We start from the raw sequence: 16,272 nt of genomic DNA on the forward strand, positions 1-16,272 counted from the left end.
GCGCTGGGGGGTCTGGCAGGCTTTGAGGTATGGATGCCACGCATGCTTGGGGCTTTGGCCTCGCTACCGTCACTGTTGCTGGGACCGTGCTCGATGTCTGGTTCCCGGCTCCTGAGCTCGGCAGCAAGCCGGCGGACGCGAAGGCGCCCGCCGAGCTGATCGCCGCGGAGGGGAACGACGAGCTCCGGCAGGTGCGGCGGGAGGTCGTCTCGGCCGAGATCGCCCTGGACGAGGCCCCGGACGGCAGCACCCCGGACGCGTACCTGCGCCTGCACCTGCTGTCGCACCGGCTCGTCCGCCCGCACGGCGTGAACCTCGACGGCATCTTCGGCGCCCTGCCGAACAACGCTTGGACCTCGCTCGGTCCGGTGCCGGTCGAGGACATCGAGCAGGTCCGGCTGCGGGCGCGGGCGGCCGGGCAGTACCTGACTGTCACGAGCGTCGACAAGTTCCCGCGGATGACGGACTATGTCGTACCGAGCGGGGTCCGGATCGCCGACGCCGACCGGGTCCGGCTCGGCGCGCACGTGGCCGCCGGGACCACGGTGATGCACGAGGGCTTCATCAACTTCAACGCCGGCACCCTCGGTACGTCGATGGTCGAGGGCCGGATCGTGGCCGGGGTCGTGGTCGACGACGGCAGCGACATCGGCGCGGGCTCGTCGATCATGGGCACGCTGTCCGGTGGCGGCACGCAGGTCGTGTCGATCGGCAAGCGCTGCCTGCTCGGTGCGAACGGCGGCACCGGGATCTCGCTCGGCGACGACTGCGTGGTCGAGGCCGGACTGTACGTGACCGCCGGCACCAAGGTCACCCTGCCGGACGGCAGCGTGGTGAAGGCGCGTGAGCTGTCCGGCCAGCCGGGCCTGCTGTACCTGCGCAACTCGGTCACCGGCGCCGTCGAGGCCCGCCCGCGGACGGGTGAGGGCATCGCGCTGAACGAGGCACTTCACGCCAACGCGTGAACCAGCGGCACGTCCAGCGCGTCAACCACTTCGTGACCCATCGTCAGGAACCTCGGCCCCGCTCCCGAACGTTGGGAGCGGTATGCCGATAAAGCGGGGTGCCGTCATCGCCGTGGGCGCCTTCGCCGCGCTCGCGCTGGCTGTCGGCGTCGCGATCAACTGGGTCGGCGACCAGGACCTCCCGTCGCTGCTGCCGCCCAAGGAGCAGTGCGAGGCCACCGTCGGCGGCGCGACCGTGGTAGTGGACCTGGAGCAGGCTGAGAACGCCGCGCTGATCGCCGGTGTCGCCGTACGGCGTGGGTTGCCGGCGCGGGCGGCGACGATCGCGTTGGCGACGGCATACCAGGAGTCGGGCCTGCGGAACCTGGCGCACGGCGACCGGGACTCGCTGGGGCTGTTCCAGCAGCGGCCGTCACAGGGCTGGGGTACGGCGGCCCAGGTGCGCGACCCGCATTACGCGGCCGGGAAGTTCTACGACGCGCTGGTGAAGATCAGGAACTACCAGACCCTCGCGGTCACGGTGGCGGCCGACCGGGTCCAGCGCAGCGCGTTCCCGAACGCCTACGCGGACCACGAGGCCGATGCGCGGATCCTCGCGTCGGCGCTGACCGGGCAGTCGAAGGCCGTGTTCAGCTGCACCGTCGATCCCGACACAGTGGAGGCGCAGACGCTCGGCCGGAACGGGCTGACGCCGCGGGCGGACGCCGTACGGCGTGATCTGCTGGCGACGTTCGGGAAGCTGTCGACCGGTGGGTACGCGCCGGGCGGGATCCGGTCCGGGCACATGGAAGGGTCGGCGCACTACGAGGGCCGGGCGGTGGACGTGTTCGTGCGGCCGATCTCGGCGGCGAACACCACCAAGGGGTGGGCGATGGCGCAGTACCTGGTCGCCCGGGCGGAGGTGCTGAACATCCGCACGGTCATCTTCAGCGACAAGATCTGGACCGCCGGCCGCCGCTCCGACAGCGGCTGGCGCGACTACACCCCGCCGGCGCGCTCCGGCGACGCCACGATCCTCCGCCACCTCGACCACGTCCACGTGGACGTGGTCGAGCAGTAACCGCCGCCCACAAGACGCGAGGCGGGGCACCACCGGCGCCCCGCCCCGCTCAGTAGCTGGTTGTTTACTCGTCGTGCTCCTGCGGCGGCAGGGCGGCGATGAACGGGTGATCCTTGTCGATCTTGCCCATCTTCGACGCGCCACCCGGCGAGCCCAGGTCGTTGAAGAAGTCGACGTTCGCCGTGTAGTAGTCCTTCCACTGCTCCGGCGTGTCGTCCTCGTAGTAGATCGCCTCCACGGGGCAGACCGGCTCGCACGCTCCGCAGTCCACGCACTCGTCCGGGTGGATGTACAGCATCCGGTTGCCCTCGTAGATGCAGTCGACGGGGCATTCCTCGACGCAGGCGAGGTCCTTCAGGTCAACACACGGCTGCGCGATGACGTAGGTCACTGCTACTCCTCCTATGGCAGGCAAGCGCAGCGCTGGCTTGGGGTGCTGCGATGCTGTGATGCAGGTATCTAGTATCACGGTAGTACTTCGCCCACTCTGCCAGGAGTCCGCATCGTGTCAGGCTTCAGTGCCCGTGATATCGGCCACCGTGTCGTCGTCCGGCACCGGATCCCCGGCGGCCTGACCGACGTCATCGGCGTGCTCCAGTCCGGGGACCCCGAGGGCCTTGTCGTTCGGCACGCTGACAGCAGTCTGCACGAGATTCGTGTCAGTGACGTGACGGCGGCGAAAACGATCCCGGAGCTGCCGCTGCGGCCGGTGGACGTGGAGCAGCTGTTCCTGACCACCGCCCTCGGCCGGCCTGCGGTGGAGACGACGTACCTCGGGGAGTGGTTGCTGCGGGCATCGTCCGGATGGACCGGGCGGGCCAATTCGCTGCTGCCCGCGGGGAATCCCGGGATGGCGGTGCCGGAGGCGCTCAAGCACGCTGAGGCCTTCTACGACGAGCGTGGGCTGCCACCGCTGGCGCTCGTCCGGCTCGGCAGCCCCGAGGAGGCGGAGCTCCGGTCCTGCGGGTGGACCGACGCCCGTCCCGGGCAGTCCGACGTCCTAGTCATGCACACCACCCTCGACCACGTGAACGCTGCTCCGGCGTACGACGTACTGGTCGCGGAGCACCCTGATTCGGCCTGGTACGCGGCAGCCTTCGACGGGCCGGTGCCGGAGCCCGCGCCGACCGTGATGGAGGGCGCGCCGAAGGCCGTGTTCGCGTCGATCACGCTGAACGGCCGGGCGGTCGCCGTCGGGCGGGGCTCGATGACCGGTCACTGGCTCGGGGTGGATGCGATCCGCGTGGACCCGTCGTACCGTCGCCGGGGCCTCGGAACGGCCCTCCTGCAGGGGCTGGCGCGGTGGTCAGGCCCGCTGGGCGGCCGCCGTACCTACCTCGAGGTCCTGGAGGAGAACACACCCGCCGTGACCGCCTGCAGGCACCTCAGCTACCAACCCGCGTATCGCTACCGGTATCTGACCACCCGCTAACCTCAGGTCCCATGGCGGATCATGTGGCGGAGCGGCCGGAGTATGCGGGGGACTTCGAGGGGACGGTGCACGTCGAGTACACCCCGCACCCGGACGACGGGGTGGCTGACCCGGGCGAGATCGTCTGGACCTGGGTGCCGTTCGAGGAGGACCACAACCGGGGCAAGGACCGTCCGGTCCTGGTCGTCGGCTCGGACGGGCCGTGGCTGCTGGCGCTGATCCTGACCAGCAAGGACCACGACCGGGACGCCGCCGACGAGGCCCGCTGGGGCCGGGTCTGGCTGGACATCGGCAGCGGCGCGTGGGACCGCGACGGCCGCCGCAGCGAGGTGCGCCTGGACCGGGTGCTCCGGATCGACCCGGCCGAGGTACGCCGGGAAGGCGCGGTGATCGGCGAGGACCTGTTCGACCAGGTCGCCGCCGAACTCCACAAGCTGCAGGCCTAACCGGGCGGGCGGGTGGTCGTGGTCGGCTTGCTCATGCCCGGCGGGGTGGTGGACGCGGGCGGCGGCGTAGTGCCCGGCTTCGGGCCGCAGCGGATGTCGTCGGCCGCGTTGTACTTGGTCACGAAGGACTCGGTCTTCTTCCGAACGCCGTTCTGGGCGAAGTACCGGTAGATCGTGATGTCGAAGCCGGCGGTCGGCGCCTGCGGTTTGCAGTCGGGCTTGGTGTTGTAGACGATCCCGGGCTGGCGCGGGTTGGTCTTGCCCGATTGGCCCGCGGTGATGTCCCAGACCTTGGTGCCCCAGATCTTCACCGTGATGCTGCCCGGGCGGCCCGGCGTGGAGGCCCTGAAGATGGTCTGCACGAGGATCCCGTGGCCGGAGTCGTTCAGGAACTTCATGTCCACCGACGGCCAGGCGACGGTCGCCTCCCGGCCGATCGGGTAGCGGCTGATGTAGACGCTGTGCGCCTTGTGCTCGACGTCCTTCAGCCCGGCGAAGAAGGCCGCGTTGAAGGTGGTGGTGGCCGACTGCGAGACACCGCCGCCGAGGTCCAGGACGAACTTGCCGCCGCTGATGATGTTGCCCTCGGTGAACCCGTTCTCCTTGGTCCGCTCACCGACGATCTTGTTGAGGCTGAACTCCTCGTTCGGCTTCAGCAGCGTGCCGTTGATCTTGCGGGCCGCGGTGCCGATGTTCACGTTGCGGTACGGCGCGTGCGGGAACTGGGTGGTGAACTCCCCCATCACCTCCTTGATCCCGAGCGCCTGGACCGCCTCGGTGGTCACCTTGGCCTTGGTCGGGGCCAGGCCGACCTGGGCGCGGCGCTCGCCGACCGGCTTGGGCAGCACCGACAGGATTGCCGGGCCGACCTTGGCCCGGTCCACCACCAGGCCGTCGACGGCCGGGATCACCGTCGGGCCGGCGCCGACGATCTGCACCGTGGCGTCCTTCGGCAGCGTCTCCAGTGCCTTGAACCGCTCCTGGAACAGCGGCTCGAGCGTCTTCGCGTTCAGCGACGGGGTGATCTGGCCGTCCTTGACGGTCACCGCCAGCGCGGGCGCGAGCTCGGACGGGGTCAGCTCGACCGACTTCGACCCGACGGTGAGCCGGATCGGGCCGGACATGGCCGGCTCGGCGAAGTCCGACATCGCCTTGGCCATCGCCTCCGCGTCGGCCTGCGGCTTGGTCACGGTGACTGCGAGCTCGGCCGGGGTGGTCTCGGCGGGGTACGCGGCGAGCAGCGTGCTGGTCGCCTTCCCGTTGTCCATCTGCAGGCCGTCGGCGGGCTCATGCTGAACCGGCTCGGCGTTCTTGAACGTGATCGTGCCGTCGGTGGCCTGCCGGTTCACCTGCTTGGCCAGCTTGGCGACGGCGGCCTGCAGCTTCGCGTCGTCCTTCTTGATCACCGGCTGGATCTCGTCGCCGCCGGTCAGGGCATGCCAGATGTGGCCCGGGGCCAGGCTGCGCCCCGCACCCGCCGCGTCGACGGTGGCGTCCACGTCCACGCTGAGCCCGGCCTCGACCGGATCGACCTTGTACGACGACTCGCCGGCCTTCAGCGTGATCGGCTGGGTCAGCCGGTCCTTCAGGCCGGCCTCGAGCTTCGACTTCGCGTCGTCCTCGGACAGCCCGCCGACCGGGACGCCCAGCACGGTGCTGTCACCCGGGATCCTGTCACCGGCGAACGCGAAGGCCGCTCCGTACCCCACCACGAGCACGCCAAGGCCCGCCGCGGCGATGATCCCCGCGAGCTGCTGTCTCCCCACCGGACGAAGTCCTCCTGTCGAGCCGTATTCGGGCCGCGCCCGCACGGGGCACAAGGGCACATCCTACGGGAAGGGGCAGCCCAGTCCGACCCTCGGGGCAGCCCCGGGCTGCCCCTCCGCGCTACCCATCTGGTAGCTCTCGGTAATCACTGTCGTAGTAGATCAACGCTCCGTGATCACCCGATTCCCTGACGCCGAGGCTCAGCACCTCGCCGACCACGATCGTGTGATCGCCACCGTCGTACGTCGCCCAGGTCCGGCACTCCAGCCAGGACAGGGAGCGTTCGATGACCGGACAGCCGGTCTTCGGGCCGGGCACCGTCGCGATGCCGTCGAACTGGGTGTAGAGGTCGCGCCCGGAGCGGGCGAACCGGTCGGCGATCGGCTGCTGGTCCCCTGCCAGCACCGACACCGCCCAGAAGCCGCACTCCAGGACGGCAGCGTGCATCCGGACGCCCTTGTCGACGCAGACCAGCACCAGTGGCGGGTCGAGCGAGACGGATGTGAACGCGTTGGCCGTCATCGCGTGCGCGACGCCGTCCTGGAGCGTGCTCATGATCGTGATGCCGGAGGCGAACCGCCCGAGCGCCGCACGGAACTCCGCGGGCGCCGGCATCAGAGCCCGGCGAACAGGTCGTGCTCCAGGCCGTCCGGGCCCGGCGCCGCCGTGCCCTTGACCAGGCGGTACGCCTCCGAGCCCCAGATCTCGTTGCCGTTGTTGTTCGACAGCGCGAAGAACGGTCCGTCGACGGTGATCTGGGTGGCGTGCGCCTTCATCGCGTTCATCTTCTGGTCGATGTACTGCCCGGCGTCGATCACGCAGGCGATGAACCGGTCCGGGGTGACGAACGGCCCCATCGGGCCGTCGGGGTCCATCCCCTCGAAGGTCGTGTGGTCCCCGGACTCGCGCAGCTTCCGCAGGCTGTCCCGCAGGCTCGACTCGGACATCGCGTTCCAGTAGATCTTCGGGATGTCCCAGGCCTCGCCCAGGTCCTCCCGGTACGACGGCGCGGCGGCCAGCGCGGCCGCGTACGTCGCGACGCGATGGGCCTGGATGTGGTCGGGGTGGCCGTAGTTCCCGTACTGGTCGTAGGTCACCAGGACCTGCGGCCGGACCTCGCGGATGACCGGGATCAGGTCGTCGGCCGCCACCAGCACGTCGGCCTGCCAGAAGCTGTCCGGCCGGGTCTGCGGCGGGACGTCGGCGTTGCCTTCCTCGTTGTAGATCATCCCGGTGTCGCGGTACTTCCCGGGCGCGCCGAGGAAGCGGTAGTCGGTGACGCCGAGCTCGGCCATCGCGGCCGCCAGCTCGCCGATCCGGTGCGCGCCGAGCTGGTCGCTCTGGCTCGCGGCCAGGTGCTCGAGCTCCGGGACGAGCACCTCGCCCTCCTCGCCGAGCGTGCAGGTGATCAGCGTCACGCCGACGCCCTCGGCGACGTACCTCGCCATCGTCACGCCGTTGTTGATCGTCTCGTCGTCCGGGTGGGCGTGCACCAGCAGCAGCCGGCGATCAGGAAGCTCACTCATGGCGAAAGCCTACGTCGGGCCGCCGACAGCCGGCCCGGCAACGGAGCGTGGCTCAGCCGAAGCGGCGGACCAGCAGGCAGCCGGCCTGGAAGCGGGACTTGGCCCCGAGACCGGCGATCAGCGCACTGATCTCGGCCCGGACCGTCCGCAGCGACAGCCCCAGCTCGCGGGCGATCGCGGCGTCCTTCGCGCCGGTCGACATCATCCGGCCGATCGCAACCTGGCGGCTGGTCAGCTCCTTCACGGCCACCGGTGTCCGGCGGCGGGCGCCCAGCTCGTAGACGTCGCAGACGATCTCCGGGGCGGCGTCGTCCCTGCGCACCGCTGGGACGACCTGGTAGACCGGCATCGCTCACTCCTCCCCAAGGGCTCGGAGTGAGATTCTTTCGCCCGGCACGCTCCGTCACCAGGTACAACCCATACAGATGACCCATACAACTGTGCCCTGCAACGGGCCGGAGACAGCAGAAGAGGGCGGCGCCGCCAGGCACCGCCCTCTCCGGTTTGCTGTTCAGTTGTGGAGCGACTCAGATCAGCCGGCCTGCTTGAGGCCGATCTGGGTCAGGTCCGGCAGACCACCGGTGTTCGGGTCGGCCACCGCGTTGGAGATGTTCGAGCCGACGACGTACACGTTGAGGTCCTGAACGGTCGGCACCAGCGGCGCCGTCTTCATGATCTCGGCGTACAGGTCGGACAGGCCGGACTCGACCTTGGCCTTGTCGGACTCCTTCGCCAGCTCGGCCAGCTTGTCCCAACCGGCCTGGCTACGAGCGTAGTTGTTCTGCGCGGCCTTGCCCGGGGCGCTCGTGTCCGCACCGAGGACGGACGGAACGATCGTGGTCAGGCTCGCCCAGTCGTAGCACCAGCCCGCGGTGATCAGGTCGGTCGCGCCGGAGTCCTGCTGCTGCGTCGAGTAGTAGTTGTCACCCGGGATCTTGCGGATGTCGACGTTGATCCCGACAGCCTTCCAGGACGCCTGAGCGGCCTCGGCGGCCTTCACGGCCAGACCGGAGTCCGCCGTGCCCAGCACCAGCTTCTCGCCCTTGTAGCCGGACTCGGTCAGCAGCTGCTTGGCCTTCGCCGGGTCACCCTCCGGCGGAGCCTTGAAGTGCTCCTCCGCCTTGTAGCCCTCCATGTCCTGCGGAATGATCGAGTCGACCACCGCAGCGAGCCGCTCGCCACCACGACCGTCGCGGTAGCTGGTGCGGTCGAGGCCGTAGTACAGCGCCTCGCGCAGCTTCTGGTTCTTCAGCAGCGGCTTCTGCTCGTTGAACGCGATGTACCGGCGGCAGATGTCGGTGCCCTCGACCACGCGGTCCTTGACGTTCGCCTGGTTCGTCTTGGCGATGTTCTCCGGCTGCACACCGGCGAAGCTCACCGAGCTCTTGTCGGCGGTGCCGTCCGCGATCAGCCGCTGGTCGACGGTCGCCTCGGCGTCACCGAACTTGAAGATGAACTTGTCCGGCAGCGCGTTGCGCAGCGGGTCCGTCTTCTGGTCCCACTGGTCGTTGCGGACCAGCACGAGCTGCTTCTTGCGGGTGTAGGTCTCGATCTTGTACGGACCGGTGGAGACCGGACGGTTGTCGTACGCCGTCTTGGTGTCCTTGGCCGCCGGGACCGGCGAGAAGACCTTCATGCTCGTGGTGCCGTCGAAGGACGAGACCGGGCGGTTCAGCTTGAAGATGATGGTCTTGTCGTCCGGCACCTCCATCGCGGTGCAGCCCTTGCCGCCGTTGTTGCCGGCGACGTACGGGCCCTTGTAGCCCGGGCAGTCCAGGTACTCGTGCGCGTACGGCGCACCCTCGGCCATGTCGGCGGAGAACGAGCGCTCGGCGTTGTACTTGATGTCGGCCGCCTTGACCGGCGTGCCGTCCTCGTACTTCAGGCCGTCCTTCAGCTTGAAGGTCCAGGTCTTGAAGTCCGGGCTGGACTCGTAGCTCTCGGCGAGGTCCTTCTCGAGGATGATCTTCTTCGACTTCGCGTCGTAGCGGTAGTCCGTCAGCGTCCGCGTGATCAGCTTGCCGATCATGTTGGAGTCGGTGACGAAGTTCCGCGCGGGGTCGAGGTGTTCCACGTCGTTCACGTGGTAAACGGTGACGGTGCCCCCCTTGGCACCGGCCGTGTCTTGCCCGCTCTGGGTGCTACTGCCCCCTTCGTCCCCGCCGCAGGCTGCTGCCGTCAGGGTCAGGGCGAACCCCGCGGCGATCGCCACCCCGGTTCGCTTGACGTGCTCCATGGCCAGTGTTCCTTCCTGTAAATGACAATCGACGCCGGGTCACGGCGGCTTGAAGAAAGTTCTCTTCCTCAATGTCGCGGTGATCAACTCACGTATTCACAAGTGGCGCAATCGAGTTCAGCCGGTTTGACCGGATCGTGACCCATTCAGTGCCGTGCCTCAATCTCACGAATGCTGTCTGTAATGCTCAGATCACATCGCGTTCCTCCGGGAAATGACAGGCCGCTTTGTGACCGGGGGCGCCGATCTGCACGAGCGGCGGTTCCTGCTCGGCGCAGATCTCCTGTGCCTTCCAGCACCGGGTCCGGAACCGGCAACCCGACGGCGGGTTGAGAGGGCTCGGCACGTCCCCGGTGAGCCGGATGCGCTCGCGGTCGAGCGCTGCATCCGGGTCGGCTTCCGGGACCGCCGACAACAGGGCGTGCGTGTACGGGTGGCGGGCGTGGTTGTAGAGCTCGTCGCGCTCGGCGGTCTCCACCACCTTGCCCAGGTACATCACCGCGACCCGGTCCGAGATGTGCCGGATCACCGACAGGTCGTGCGCGATGAACAGGTAGGCCAGCCCGAACTCGTCCTGCAGGTCCTCCAGCAGGTTGACGATCTGGGCCTGGATCGACACGTCCAGCGCGGAGACCGGCTCGTCGCAGACGATCAGCCGGGGCCGCAGGGCCAAGGCCCGCGCGACGCCGATGCGCTGCCGCTGGCCGCCCGAGAACTCGTGCGGGTACCGGTTGTAGTGCTCCGGGTTCAGCCCGACGCGTTCCATCAGGGCCTGGACGGCCTTCTTCGTCCCGCCCTCGCTCTTGACCTTCTGGATGTCGAACGGCGCCGAGATGATGGCGCCGACCGTCTGCCGCGGGTTCAGCGAGGAGAACGGGTCCTGGAAGATCATCTGGATCTCGCGGCGGTGCGGCCGCATCTTGGCCCGGTTCAGGTGGGTGATGTCCTCGCCGAGGAACTTGATCGTTCCGCCGGTGGGCTCGTCCAGCCTGGTCACCAGCCGCCCGGTCGTGGTCTTCCCGCAGCCGGACTCGCCGACCACGCCCAGCGTCTCGCCGGCGTGGATGGCCAGATCGACCCCGTCGACCGCCTTCACCGCGCCGGTCTGCTTCTGGAAGACGATGCCGCGGGTCACCGGGAAGTACCGCTGCAGACCGGTTGTCTCGAGCAGCAGCTCGCTCTGCTTGGACTCCGCGGCCGGCGCCTGGTCCGCCGATGTCGTCGTACTCACGATCGCTCCTCGCGCTTCACAGGTTCGGCTTGATCTGCTCGGCGAACAACTGCTTCCGCTGCTCGGAGTCGATATGACAGCGGACCTGGTGTCCGCTGGTGTCGACCTGTAGCAGCTCGGGCAGCTCGTTGGCGCACGAATGCCCCACGACGTGCTGCTGATAGTCACAGCGCGGCTGGAACGGGCAGCCCTTGGGCAGGTTGATCAGGGACGGCGGGGTGCCGCGGATCGACTTGAGCCGCTGGTCGCCGCTGCGGTTCACCTTCGGGATCGAGCCGAGCAAGCCCCAGGTGTAGGGCATCTCCGGGCGGTAGAAGATGTCCCGGACGTTGCCCGCCTCGACGACGCGGCCGCCGTACATCACCACCACGTCCTGGGTCATCTGGGCGACCACGCCGAGGTCGTGGGTGATCATGATGATGGCGGAGTTGAACTCCTTCTGCAGATCCAGCATCAGGTCCAGAATCTGCGCCTGCACGGTGACATCCAGCGCCGTGGTCGGCTCGTCGGCGATCAGCAGCGACGGGTCGCACATCAGCGCCATCGCGATCATCGCGCGCTGCCGCATACCGCCGGAGAACTGGTGCGGGTAGTCGTCGAACCGCTTCTGCGGCGACGGGATGCCGACCCGGTCGAGCAGCTCGATGGCCCGCTTCTTGGCCACCGCCTTCGGGGCGTCGTGGTGCACCAGGTAGGCCTCGGTGAGCTGATCGCCGACCCTGTAGAACGGGTGCATCGCCGACAGCGGGTCCTGGAAGATCATCGACATCTGCTGGCCGCGCAGCCGGCGGATCTCCTCCACCGACATCGACACCAGCTCGGCGCCGTCCAGCCAGATCTCCCCGGACACCTTCGCCCGGCTGCCCTTGTGCAGGCCCATGATGGCCAGGCTGGACACGCTCTTGCCGGAGCCGGACTCGCCGACGATCCCCAGCGTCTTACCGCGTTCCAGGGTGAAGCTCAGGCCGTTCACCGCCTTCACCAGACCGTCGTCGGTCGGGAAGTGCACCTGCAGGTCCTTGAGCTCCAGGAACGGCTTGCCAACCGCGGGCTCGCGCGGCTCCGCCTTCATCACGGACTCGGTCACTACGTATCCTCCGGCCTGCTCAGGACAGCCGCACGCGCGGGTCGATGATGGCGTACAGAATGTCGACGACCACGTTCGCGAGGACGACGAAGATCGCCGCGAACAGCACGACGCCCATGATCGCGGGCAGGTCGTTGCCGAGCACCGAGTCGATCGCGAACTTGCCCAGCCCGGTGATGCTGAAGATCTGCTCGGTGATCACGGCGCCGCCGAGCAGACCGCCGAGGTCGAGGCCGAAGATCGTCACGATCGGCGTCAGCGCGGCGCGCAGCCCGTGCTTGAAGACCACGCTCCGCTCACCGAGGCCCTTGGCCCGTGCGGTCCGGATGTAGTCCTCGTTCATCGTGTCGATCATGTTGGCCCGGGTGAGCCGGGTGTAGAGCGCCGCGTACACCAGTGCCAGCGTCATCCACGGCAGGATGTAGAACTGCGCCCATTTCACTGGGCCGACCGTGAACAGCGCCGCGTTCGCCGTGTCGGGGAACGGCAGCCACTGCAGCTTGACGATGAAGGTGAACAACAGCAGGTACCCGAACACCAGGGTCGGGAAGGACACACCGAACAGGGCGATCCCGACGCTGAGCTTGTCGATGAACTTGCCCTTGCGCAGCGCCGCGATCAGGCCCAGCATCACGCCGGCCACCAGCCACATGACGGCGGCTCCGACAGCCAGCCAGAGGGTCGCCGGGAACGAGTCGGAGATCGAGTCCCAGACCGGGATGCCGTTCTGGTACGACTCGCCGAAGCACGGCCACGCGCACTCCCGCTCGCTGCCCTCGGAGCCGATCGTGCGGCCACCCGGGCTGACCAGGCCTTGCATGTACGTGCCGTACTGGACGATCAGCGGGTCGTCGAACCCGTACGTCGCGTTGACCTGGGCGACCGTCTCGGCGTTGCAGTTCTTCCCGCAGATCAGCAGCGCCGGGTTGGCCGGCGTCGCCCAGAACAGGAAGAACGTGATCGCGCTGATCACGAAGAGGATCAGCACCGTCTGCAACAGGCGGCGGATCAGGTAGCGGCCCATCGGTCAGCCCCTTCCGGCGCGCGGGTCGAGAGCGTCGCGGACCGAGTCGCCGAGCAGGTTGAACGCCAGCACGGTGATGAACAGCGCGATGCCCGGGAAGAACAGGTAGAGCGGGTTGCTCTCGATCCAGTCCGAAGCGTCGGCGATCATCCGGCCCCACGACGAGGTGGGCTCCTTGATCCCTACACCCAGGAACGACAGCGCCGCCTCGGCGGTGATGTAGCTCGGGATCAGCAGGGTCGTGTAGACCAGCAGCGTCGGGAGCAGGTTCGGCAGCACCTGCTTGAAGATCACGTACATCGGACCGGCGCCGAGCGACCTGGCCGCCTCGACGAACTCCCGTTCTCGGAGCGACAGTGTCTGCCCTCGAACTATTCGGGCCAGATAGGCCCAGCCGAAGAACCCGAGGACGAACATCAGCACGCCCATACGTAACTTGTTGTCGTCCGGTATGCCGAACATCGCCTGCCCGCGGTCTGCGATCACCGGCGTCAGCGCCATGATGAACAGCAGCGTCGGGAAGCTCAGCATGATGTCCATCAGCCGGCTCAGCAGCGTGTCGACCCAGCCGTGGAAGTACCCGGACACCATGCCGATGACGGTGCCGAGGATCACGGCGATGATCGTGCCGCCGAGTGCGACCAGCAGCGAGACACGGGTGCCGTACACCAGCCGGGAGAACACGTCCCGGCCGTTCTGCGGTTCGACCCCGAGCCAGTGCTCGCTGCTGGTGCCACTGCCCCAGAGCCCACCGATCGGGATACCTCCGTCCCGGGTGTTCAGCAGCGGCTCGCCGGCCGCGTTGGTCTTGTTGAACTGATCGGGCGGGAACCCGTTCAGCTTCACGATGAGCGGCGCGAACACCGCCACCGCGATGATCAGCAGGATCACGATCGCGCTGGCAACCGCGATCTTGTCCCGCTTGAGCCGGGCCCACGCGATCTGGCCGAGCGATCGTCCTTCGATCTGCTTCGCCTCGGTGGTCTCGGCAAGATGATCTGCCGGCAGTCCCTCATCCGGGCTCTGCGCCTCCGACACCCCCAGCGTCATTGAACGTCACCTCGCCCCTTCAACTGTGAGTGCACCCCCAGCCGCCCCCGGACCTCCCGGGGGTTCCCGGGAACCCTACGTATCTCGAAGTGTGGACGCCAACCGAAGGGAGCGCTAGTCACCGAATCGTGACTGTTCAGGGTGGGCAACTGAGCAGTTCACGAGTGAAACGTGAGCAATTTCCGGACTGCGGGAAGGAACGGCCGGTCGGCGGGCAGCCAATCGAGCCCGTCGAGCTCGCCGGCGCCGACCCAACGGAGCTCGCCGTGCTCGTGCGGGACCGGCACCCCGGCCACCAGCTCGGCCGCGTAGACCCGGAGCGCATACGTTTCGTTGATCGGTACGGCGACGCCGAGCGACTCCCCGACTTCGATCCGCACACCCAGCTCCTCGGCCAGCTCCCGGGCGCCCGCGGCACGCTCCGTCTCCCCCGGCTCGACCTTGCCGCCGGGGAACTCCCAGCCGCCGTCCGGCCCGGACCGCAACGCCGCCAGCACCTTGCCGTCGCGGATCACCGCGACCCCGATCACCACCTGCCGTTCACCCACGGGCACGCACTGTGCCAGACGAACTGTCGGTGGGGCGCGAGAGGATCTGGTCGTGCCACTGCAGAACAGGGTCCTGCCGACCCAGGAGATCGTCGCCGAGCCGGGCCGTGGCCTGCTGATGGGCAACCGCGGCACCCTGCACGGCCCCGACCGCCGGCTCGGCACCACCCGCTGGCGGTCGAAGGCCTGGATCTGCTGCGTGCTCGACTGGAAGGGCGTGCGCCGCGACCCGATGCCGCCGGGCCGGTGGACCGCGCTGTTCTTCTTCGACGAGGCCGTCGCCCTCGCGGCCGGCCATCGCCCCTGCGCCTACTGCCGCCGCAGGGACTACCTCCGGTACGCCGGCGCCTGGGCCAGCGGTCGCGGTCTCGACGAGCGGCCGCGCGCCACCGCGATGGACGCACAGCTCCACCTCGAGCGCGTCGACTCGCGCACCCGGCAGCAACGCACCACGATCCAGGAGCTCGACCAACTCCCTGACGGAGCGATGATCCGGTTCGACGGCCGGCCCGCCCTCGTCCTCGACCACCACGTGCTGCCCTGGTCCTGGGAGGGGTACGGCGATCCGGTCCGGCCACCCGGGCTGCACGAGGTCGCCGTACTCACGCCACCGGCGAATCTCGTTGCACTGAAGGCCGGATTCATTCCATTACTGCACTCGACCGCGCTCGGCAACTGAGGTAAGCCTTAGTAGAAACACGCCGTACCGAAGGGTCTTCCCCTGCGCGCTCGGCGAAGGCAAAGTGTGCGCATACTGACAGCTACAAAACCATCACTGGAGTCGGCATGGGTGCTGAGTTGAACACTGGGGGCAACAGCGTTGCCGCAGTCGTCCGCGCGCTCGAGACGCTACACGCGGCCGTCGGGAAACTGAGCCAGGAGTACGGTGACACTCTCGGCATCCGCCGGTTGGTGTCGGACGTGGCCAGGCTGAACGACGACCTGGCCGAGCTAGGCCCGCCCGACCCCCGTCACAGACCCGGACCCGTTCCGGAGGAACTCGAGGAGATTCCCGACGTGGAGTATGACGCGTCCATGTGGACCGACGCGGAACACGAAGGCTTCGGCGCGCCGGACAGGCACGCCCCCTGATGGCGACTGGAGTTGACGCGCCCGGTCGCGCGCAGATCGGGCTGAAGACCGCACGAACCGACCGCTGGTGGCTGGCGCCGCTGCGGATCGGAGTGATCCTGGTCTTCTTCATCGTCTACGCGACGGTCCGGATCTTCATGAACAAGTGGTACTGGGTCGATGCATACCATTACCTCACCCCGCTGTACTCCCCCTGTATCAGCGACTCCTGTGTCGAGGGCTCCAGCCACCTGGGCACCTGGTTCCCCAAGTTCCCGGTGTTCCTGCCGCTGAGCATCATCACGTTCGCGGTGCTGGCCGGGTTCCGGGGCACCTGCTACTACTACCGCAAGGCGGGCTACCGGTCGCTGTTCTTCGCGCCGGCGGCCTGCGCGGTCCCGGAGCCGCACAAGAAGTACACCGGTGAGCGCAAGTTCCCGCTGGTCGCCCTGAACCTGCACCGCTACTTCTTCTACGGCGCGCTGGTCTTCGGTGTCCTCAACGTGTACGACGGCATCCTCGCCTTCCACGGCAAGGACGGCGGCTTCGGCATCGGCCTGGGCACCGTGATCATCTGGGTCAACCTGGTCTTCCTGTGGCTGTACACGCTGTCCTGCCACGCCTGCCGGCACATCGTCGGCGGCCGGCTGAAGAACTTCTCCAAGCACCCGTTGCGCTACCGGTACTGGACCTTCGTGTCCAAGCTGAACCCCAAGCACGGCACCTTCGCGATGACGTCGCTGTTCACCGTGATCCTGACCGACGCCTACATCATGGCGTTGTCGGCCGGCTGGTTCTCCGACCTGCGCTTCTTCAACTGATACGGACT

Annotated in this window: 18 protein-coding genes; 7 read left to right on the plus strand and 11 right to left on the minus strand. The window is 68.1% G+C overall.

What is annotated here, in order from left to right:
* Window positions 1-29: 29 nt before the first annotated feature.
* Both dapD and ACIBGM_RS21155 read left to right on the plus strand, forming a co-directional pair.
* Window positions 30-965 carry a 2,3,4,5-tetrahydropyridine-2,6-dicarboxylate N-succinyltransferase gene (gene dapD / locus ACIBGM_RS21150; RefSeq protein ID WP_360525823.1) on the plus strand — a complete coding sequence of 312 codons (936 nt, stop codon included), beginning with the start codon at window positions 30-32 and terminating at the stop codon, window positions 963-965.
* 82 nt (window positions 966-1,047) lie between these two features.
* Window positions 1,048-2,025, plus strand: coding sequence for a hypothetical protein (locus ACIBGM_RS21155; protein ID WP_360525826.1), 978 nt, complete (start codon window positions 1,048-1,050; stop codon window positions 2,023-2,025).
* A gap of 64 nt (window positions 2,026-2,089) precedes the next feature.
* On the opposite strand, the gene fdxA is transcribed toward ACIBGM_RS21155, so the two are convergent.
* Entirely contained in the window at window positions 2,090-2,416 is a 327-nt protein-coding gene (fdxA, locus tag ACIBGM_RS21160) for a ferredoxin (protein ID WP_131285641.1), read from the minus strand.
* A gap of 114 nt (window positions 2,417-2,530) precedes the next feature.
* On the opposite strand from fdxA, the gene ACIBGM_RS21165 reads away from it, so the two are divergent.
* Both ACIBGM_RS21165 and ACIBGM_RS21170 read left to right on the plus strand, forming a co-directional pair.
* On the plus strand, window positions 2,531-3,457 hold the full coding sequence (locus ACIBGM_RS21165) for a GNAT family N-acetyltransferase (RefSeq protein WP_360525829.1): 927 nt from the start codon (window positions 2,531-2,533) through the stop codon (window positions 3,455-3,457).
* A gap of 11 nt (window positions 3,458-3,468) precedes the next feature.
* Window positions 3,469-3,903, plus strand: a complete 435-nt coding sequence (locus ACIBGM_RS21170; protein WP_360525832.1) for a type II toxin-antitoxin system PemK/MazF family toxin — start codon at window positions 3,469-3,471, stop codon at window positions 3,901-3,903.
* On the opposite strand, the gene ACIBGM_RS21175 is transcribed toward ACIBGM_RS21170, so the two are convergent.
* The 10 genes from ACIBGM_RS21175 to ACIBGM_RS21220 form a co-directional block, all read right to left on the minus strand.
* Window positions 3,900-5,669 carry a VanW family protein gene (locus ACIBGM_RS21175; RefSeq protein ID WP_360525835.1) on the minus strand — a complete coding sequence of 590 codons (1,770 nt, stop codon included), beginning with the start codon at window positions 5,667-5,669 and terminating at the stop codon, window positions 3,900-3,902. The two genes, ACIBGM_RS21170 and ACIBGM_RS21175, sit on opposite strands and share 4 nt — an antisense overlap.
* A 121-nt stretch (window positions 5,670-5,790) precedes the next feature.
* The gene (locus ACIBGM_RS21180) at window positions 5,791-6,285 is read right to left on the minus strand and encodes a flavin reductase family protein (protein ID WP_360525838.1); all 495 of its coding nucleotides are present in this window, start codon (window positions 6,283-6,285) and stop codon (window positions 5,791-5,793) included.
* On the minus strand, window positions 6,285-7,196 hold the full coding sequence (gene mshB, locus ACIBGM_RS21185) for an N-acetyl-1-D-myo-inositol-2-amino-2-deoxy-alpha-D-glucopyranoside deacetylase (RefSeq protein ID WP_360525841.1): 912 nt from the start codon (window positions 7,194-7,196) through the stop codon (window positions 6,285-6,287). Before mshB ends, ACIBGM_RS21180 begins: the two co-directional genes overlap by 1 nt.
* A 52-nt stretch (window positions 7,197-7,248) precedes the next feature.
* Window positions 7,249-7,545 (minus strand): helix-turn-helix transcriptional regulator, encoded by a 297-nt coding sequence (locus ACIBGM_RS21190; RefSeq protein ID WP_360525844.1) that lies wholly within the window; start codon window positions 7,543-7,545, stop codon window positions 7,249-7,251.
* 183 nt (window positions 7,546-7,728) lie between these two features.
* The gene (locus ACIBGM_RS21195; protein WP_360525847.1) at window positions 7,729-9,279 is read right to left on the minus strand and encodes an ABC transporter substrate-binding protein; all 1,551 of its coding nucleotides are present in this window, start codon (window positions 9,277-9,279) and stop codon (window positions 7,729-7,731) included.
* 340 nt (window positions 9,280-9,619) lie between these two features.
* Window positions 9,620-10,663, minus strand: a complete 1,044-nt coding sequence (locus tag ACIBGM_RS21200; RefSeq protein ID WP_360525849.1) for a dipeptide ABC transporter ATP-binding protein — start codon at window positions 10,661-10,663, stop codon at window positions 9,620-9,622.
* A gap of 16 nt (window positions 10,664-10,679) precedes the next feature.
* Window positions 10,680-11,750, minus strand: a complete 1,071-nt coding sequence (locus ACIBGM_RS21205; RefSeq protein WP_396386527.1) for an ABC transporter ATP-binding protein — start codon at window positions 11,748-11,750, stop codon at window positions 10,680-10,682.
* A 19-nt stretch (window positions 11,751-11,769) separates the two neighbouring features.
* Window positions 11,770-12,774, minus strand: a complete 1,005-nt coding sequence (locus tag ACIBGM_RS21210; protein WP_360525852.1) for an ABC transporter permease — start codon at window positions 12,772-12,774, stop codon at window positions 11,770-11,772.
* Window positions 12,775-12,777: 3 nt separating this feature from the next.
* Window positions 12,778-13,824, minus strand: coding sequence for an ABC transporter permease (locus tag ACIBGM_RS21215; RefSeq protein WP_360525855.1), 1,047 nt, complete (start codon window positions 13,822-13,824; stop codon window positions 12,778-12,780).
* Window positions 13,825-13,982: 158 nt separating this feature from the next.
* Entirely contained in the window at window positions 13,983-14,372 is a 390-nt protein-coding gene (locus tag ACIBGM_RS21220; RefSeq protein ID WP_360525858.1) for a (deoxy)nucleoside triphosphate pyrophosphohydrolase, read from the minus strand.
* A gap of 52 nt (window positions 14,373-14,424) precedes the next feature.
* Between ACIBGM_RS21220 and ACIBGM_RS21225 the strand changes: the two genes are divergently transcribed.
* From ACIBGM_RS21225 to ACIBGM_RS21235, 3 genes are all read left to right on the plus strand, one after another.
* Window positions 14,425-15,051: a hypothetical protein gene (locus ACIBGM_RS21225; protein ID WP_360525861.1), complete on the plus strand. Its 627-nt coding sequence runs from the start codon at window positions 14,425-14,427 to the stop codon at window positions 15,049-15,051.
* 107 nt (window positions 15,052-15,158) lie between these two features.
* Window positions 15,159-15,464, plus strand: a complete 306-nt coding sequence (locus ACIBGM_RS21230) for a hypothetical protein (protein ID WP_360525864.1) — start codon at window positions 15,159-15,161, stop codon at window positions 15,462-15,464.
* On the plus strand, window positions 15,464-16,264 hold the full coding sequence (locus ACIBGM_RS21235) for a hypothetical protein (protein WP_360525867.1): 801 nt from the start codon (window positions 15,464-15,466) through the stop codon (window positions 16,262-16,264). Before ACIBGM_RS21230 ends, ACIBGM_RS21235 begins: the two co-directional genes overlap by 1 nt.
* The last annotated feature ends 8 nt before the right edge of the window (window positions 16,265-16,272 follow it).

Source organism: Kribbella sp. NPDC050470, from assembly GCF_044458365.1.
Taxonomy (GTDB): Bacteria; Actinomycetota; Actinomycetes; order Propionibacteriales; family Kribbellaceae; genus Kribbella.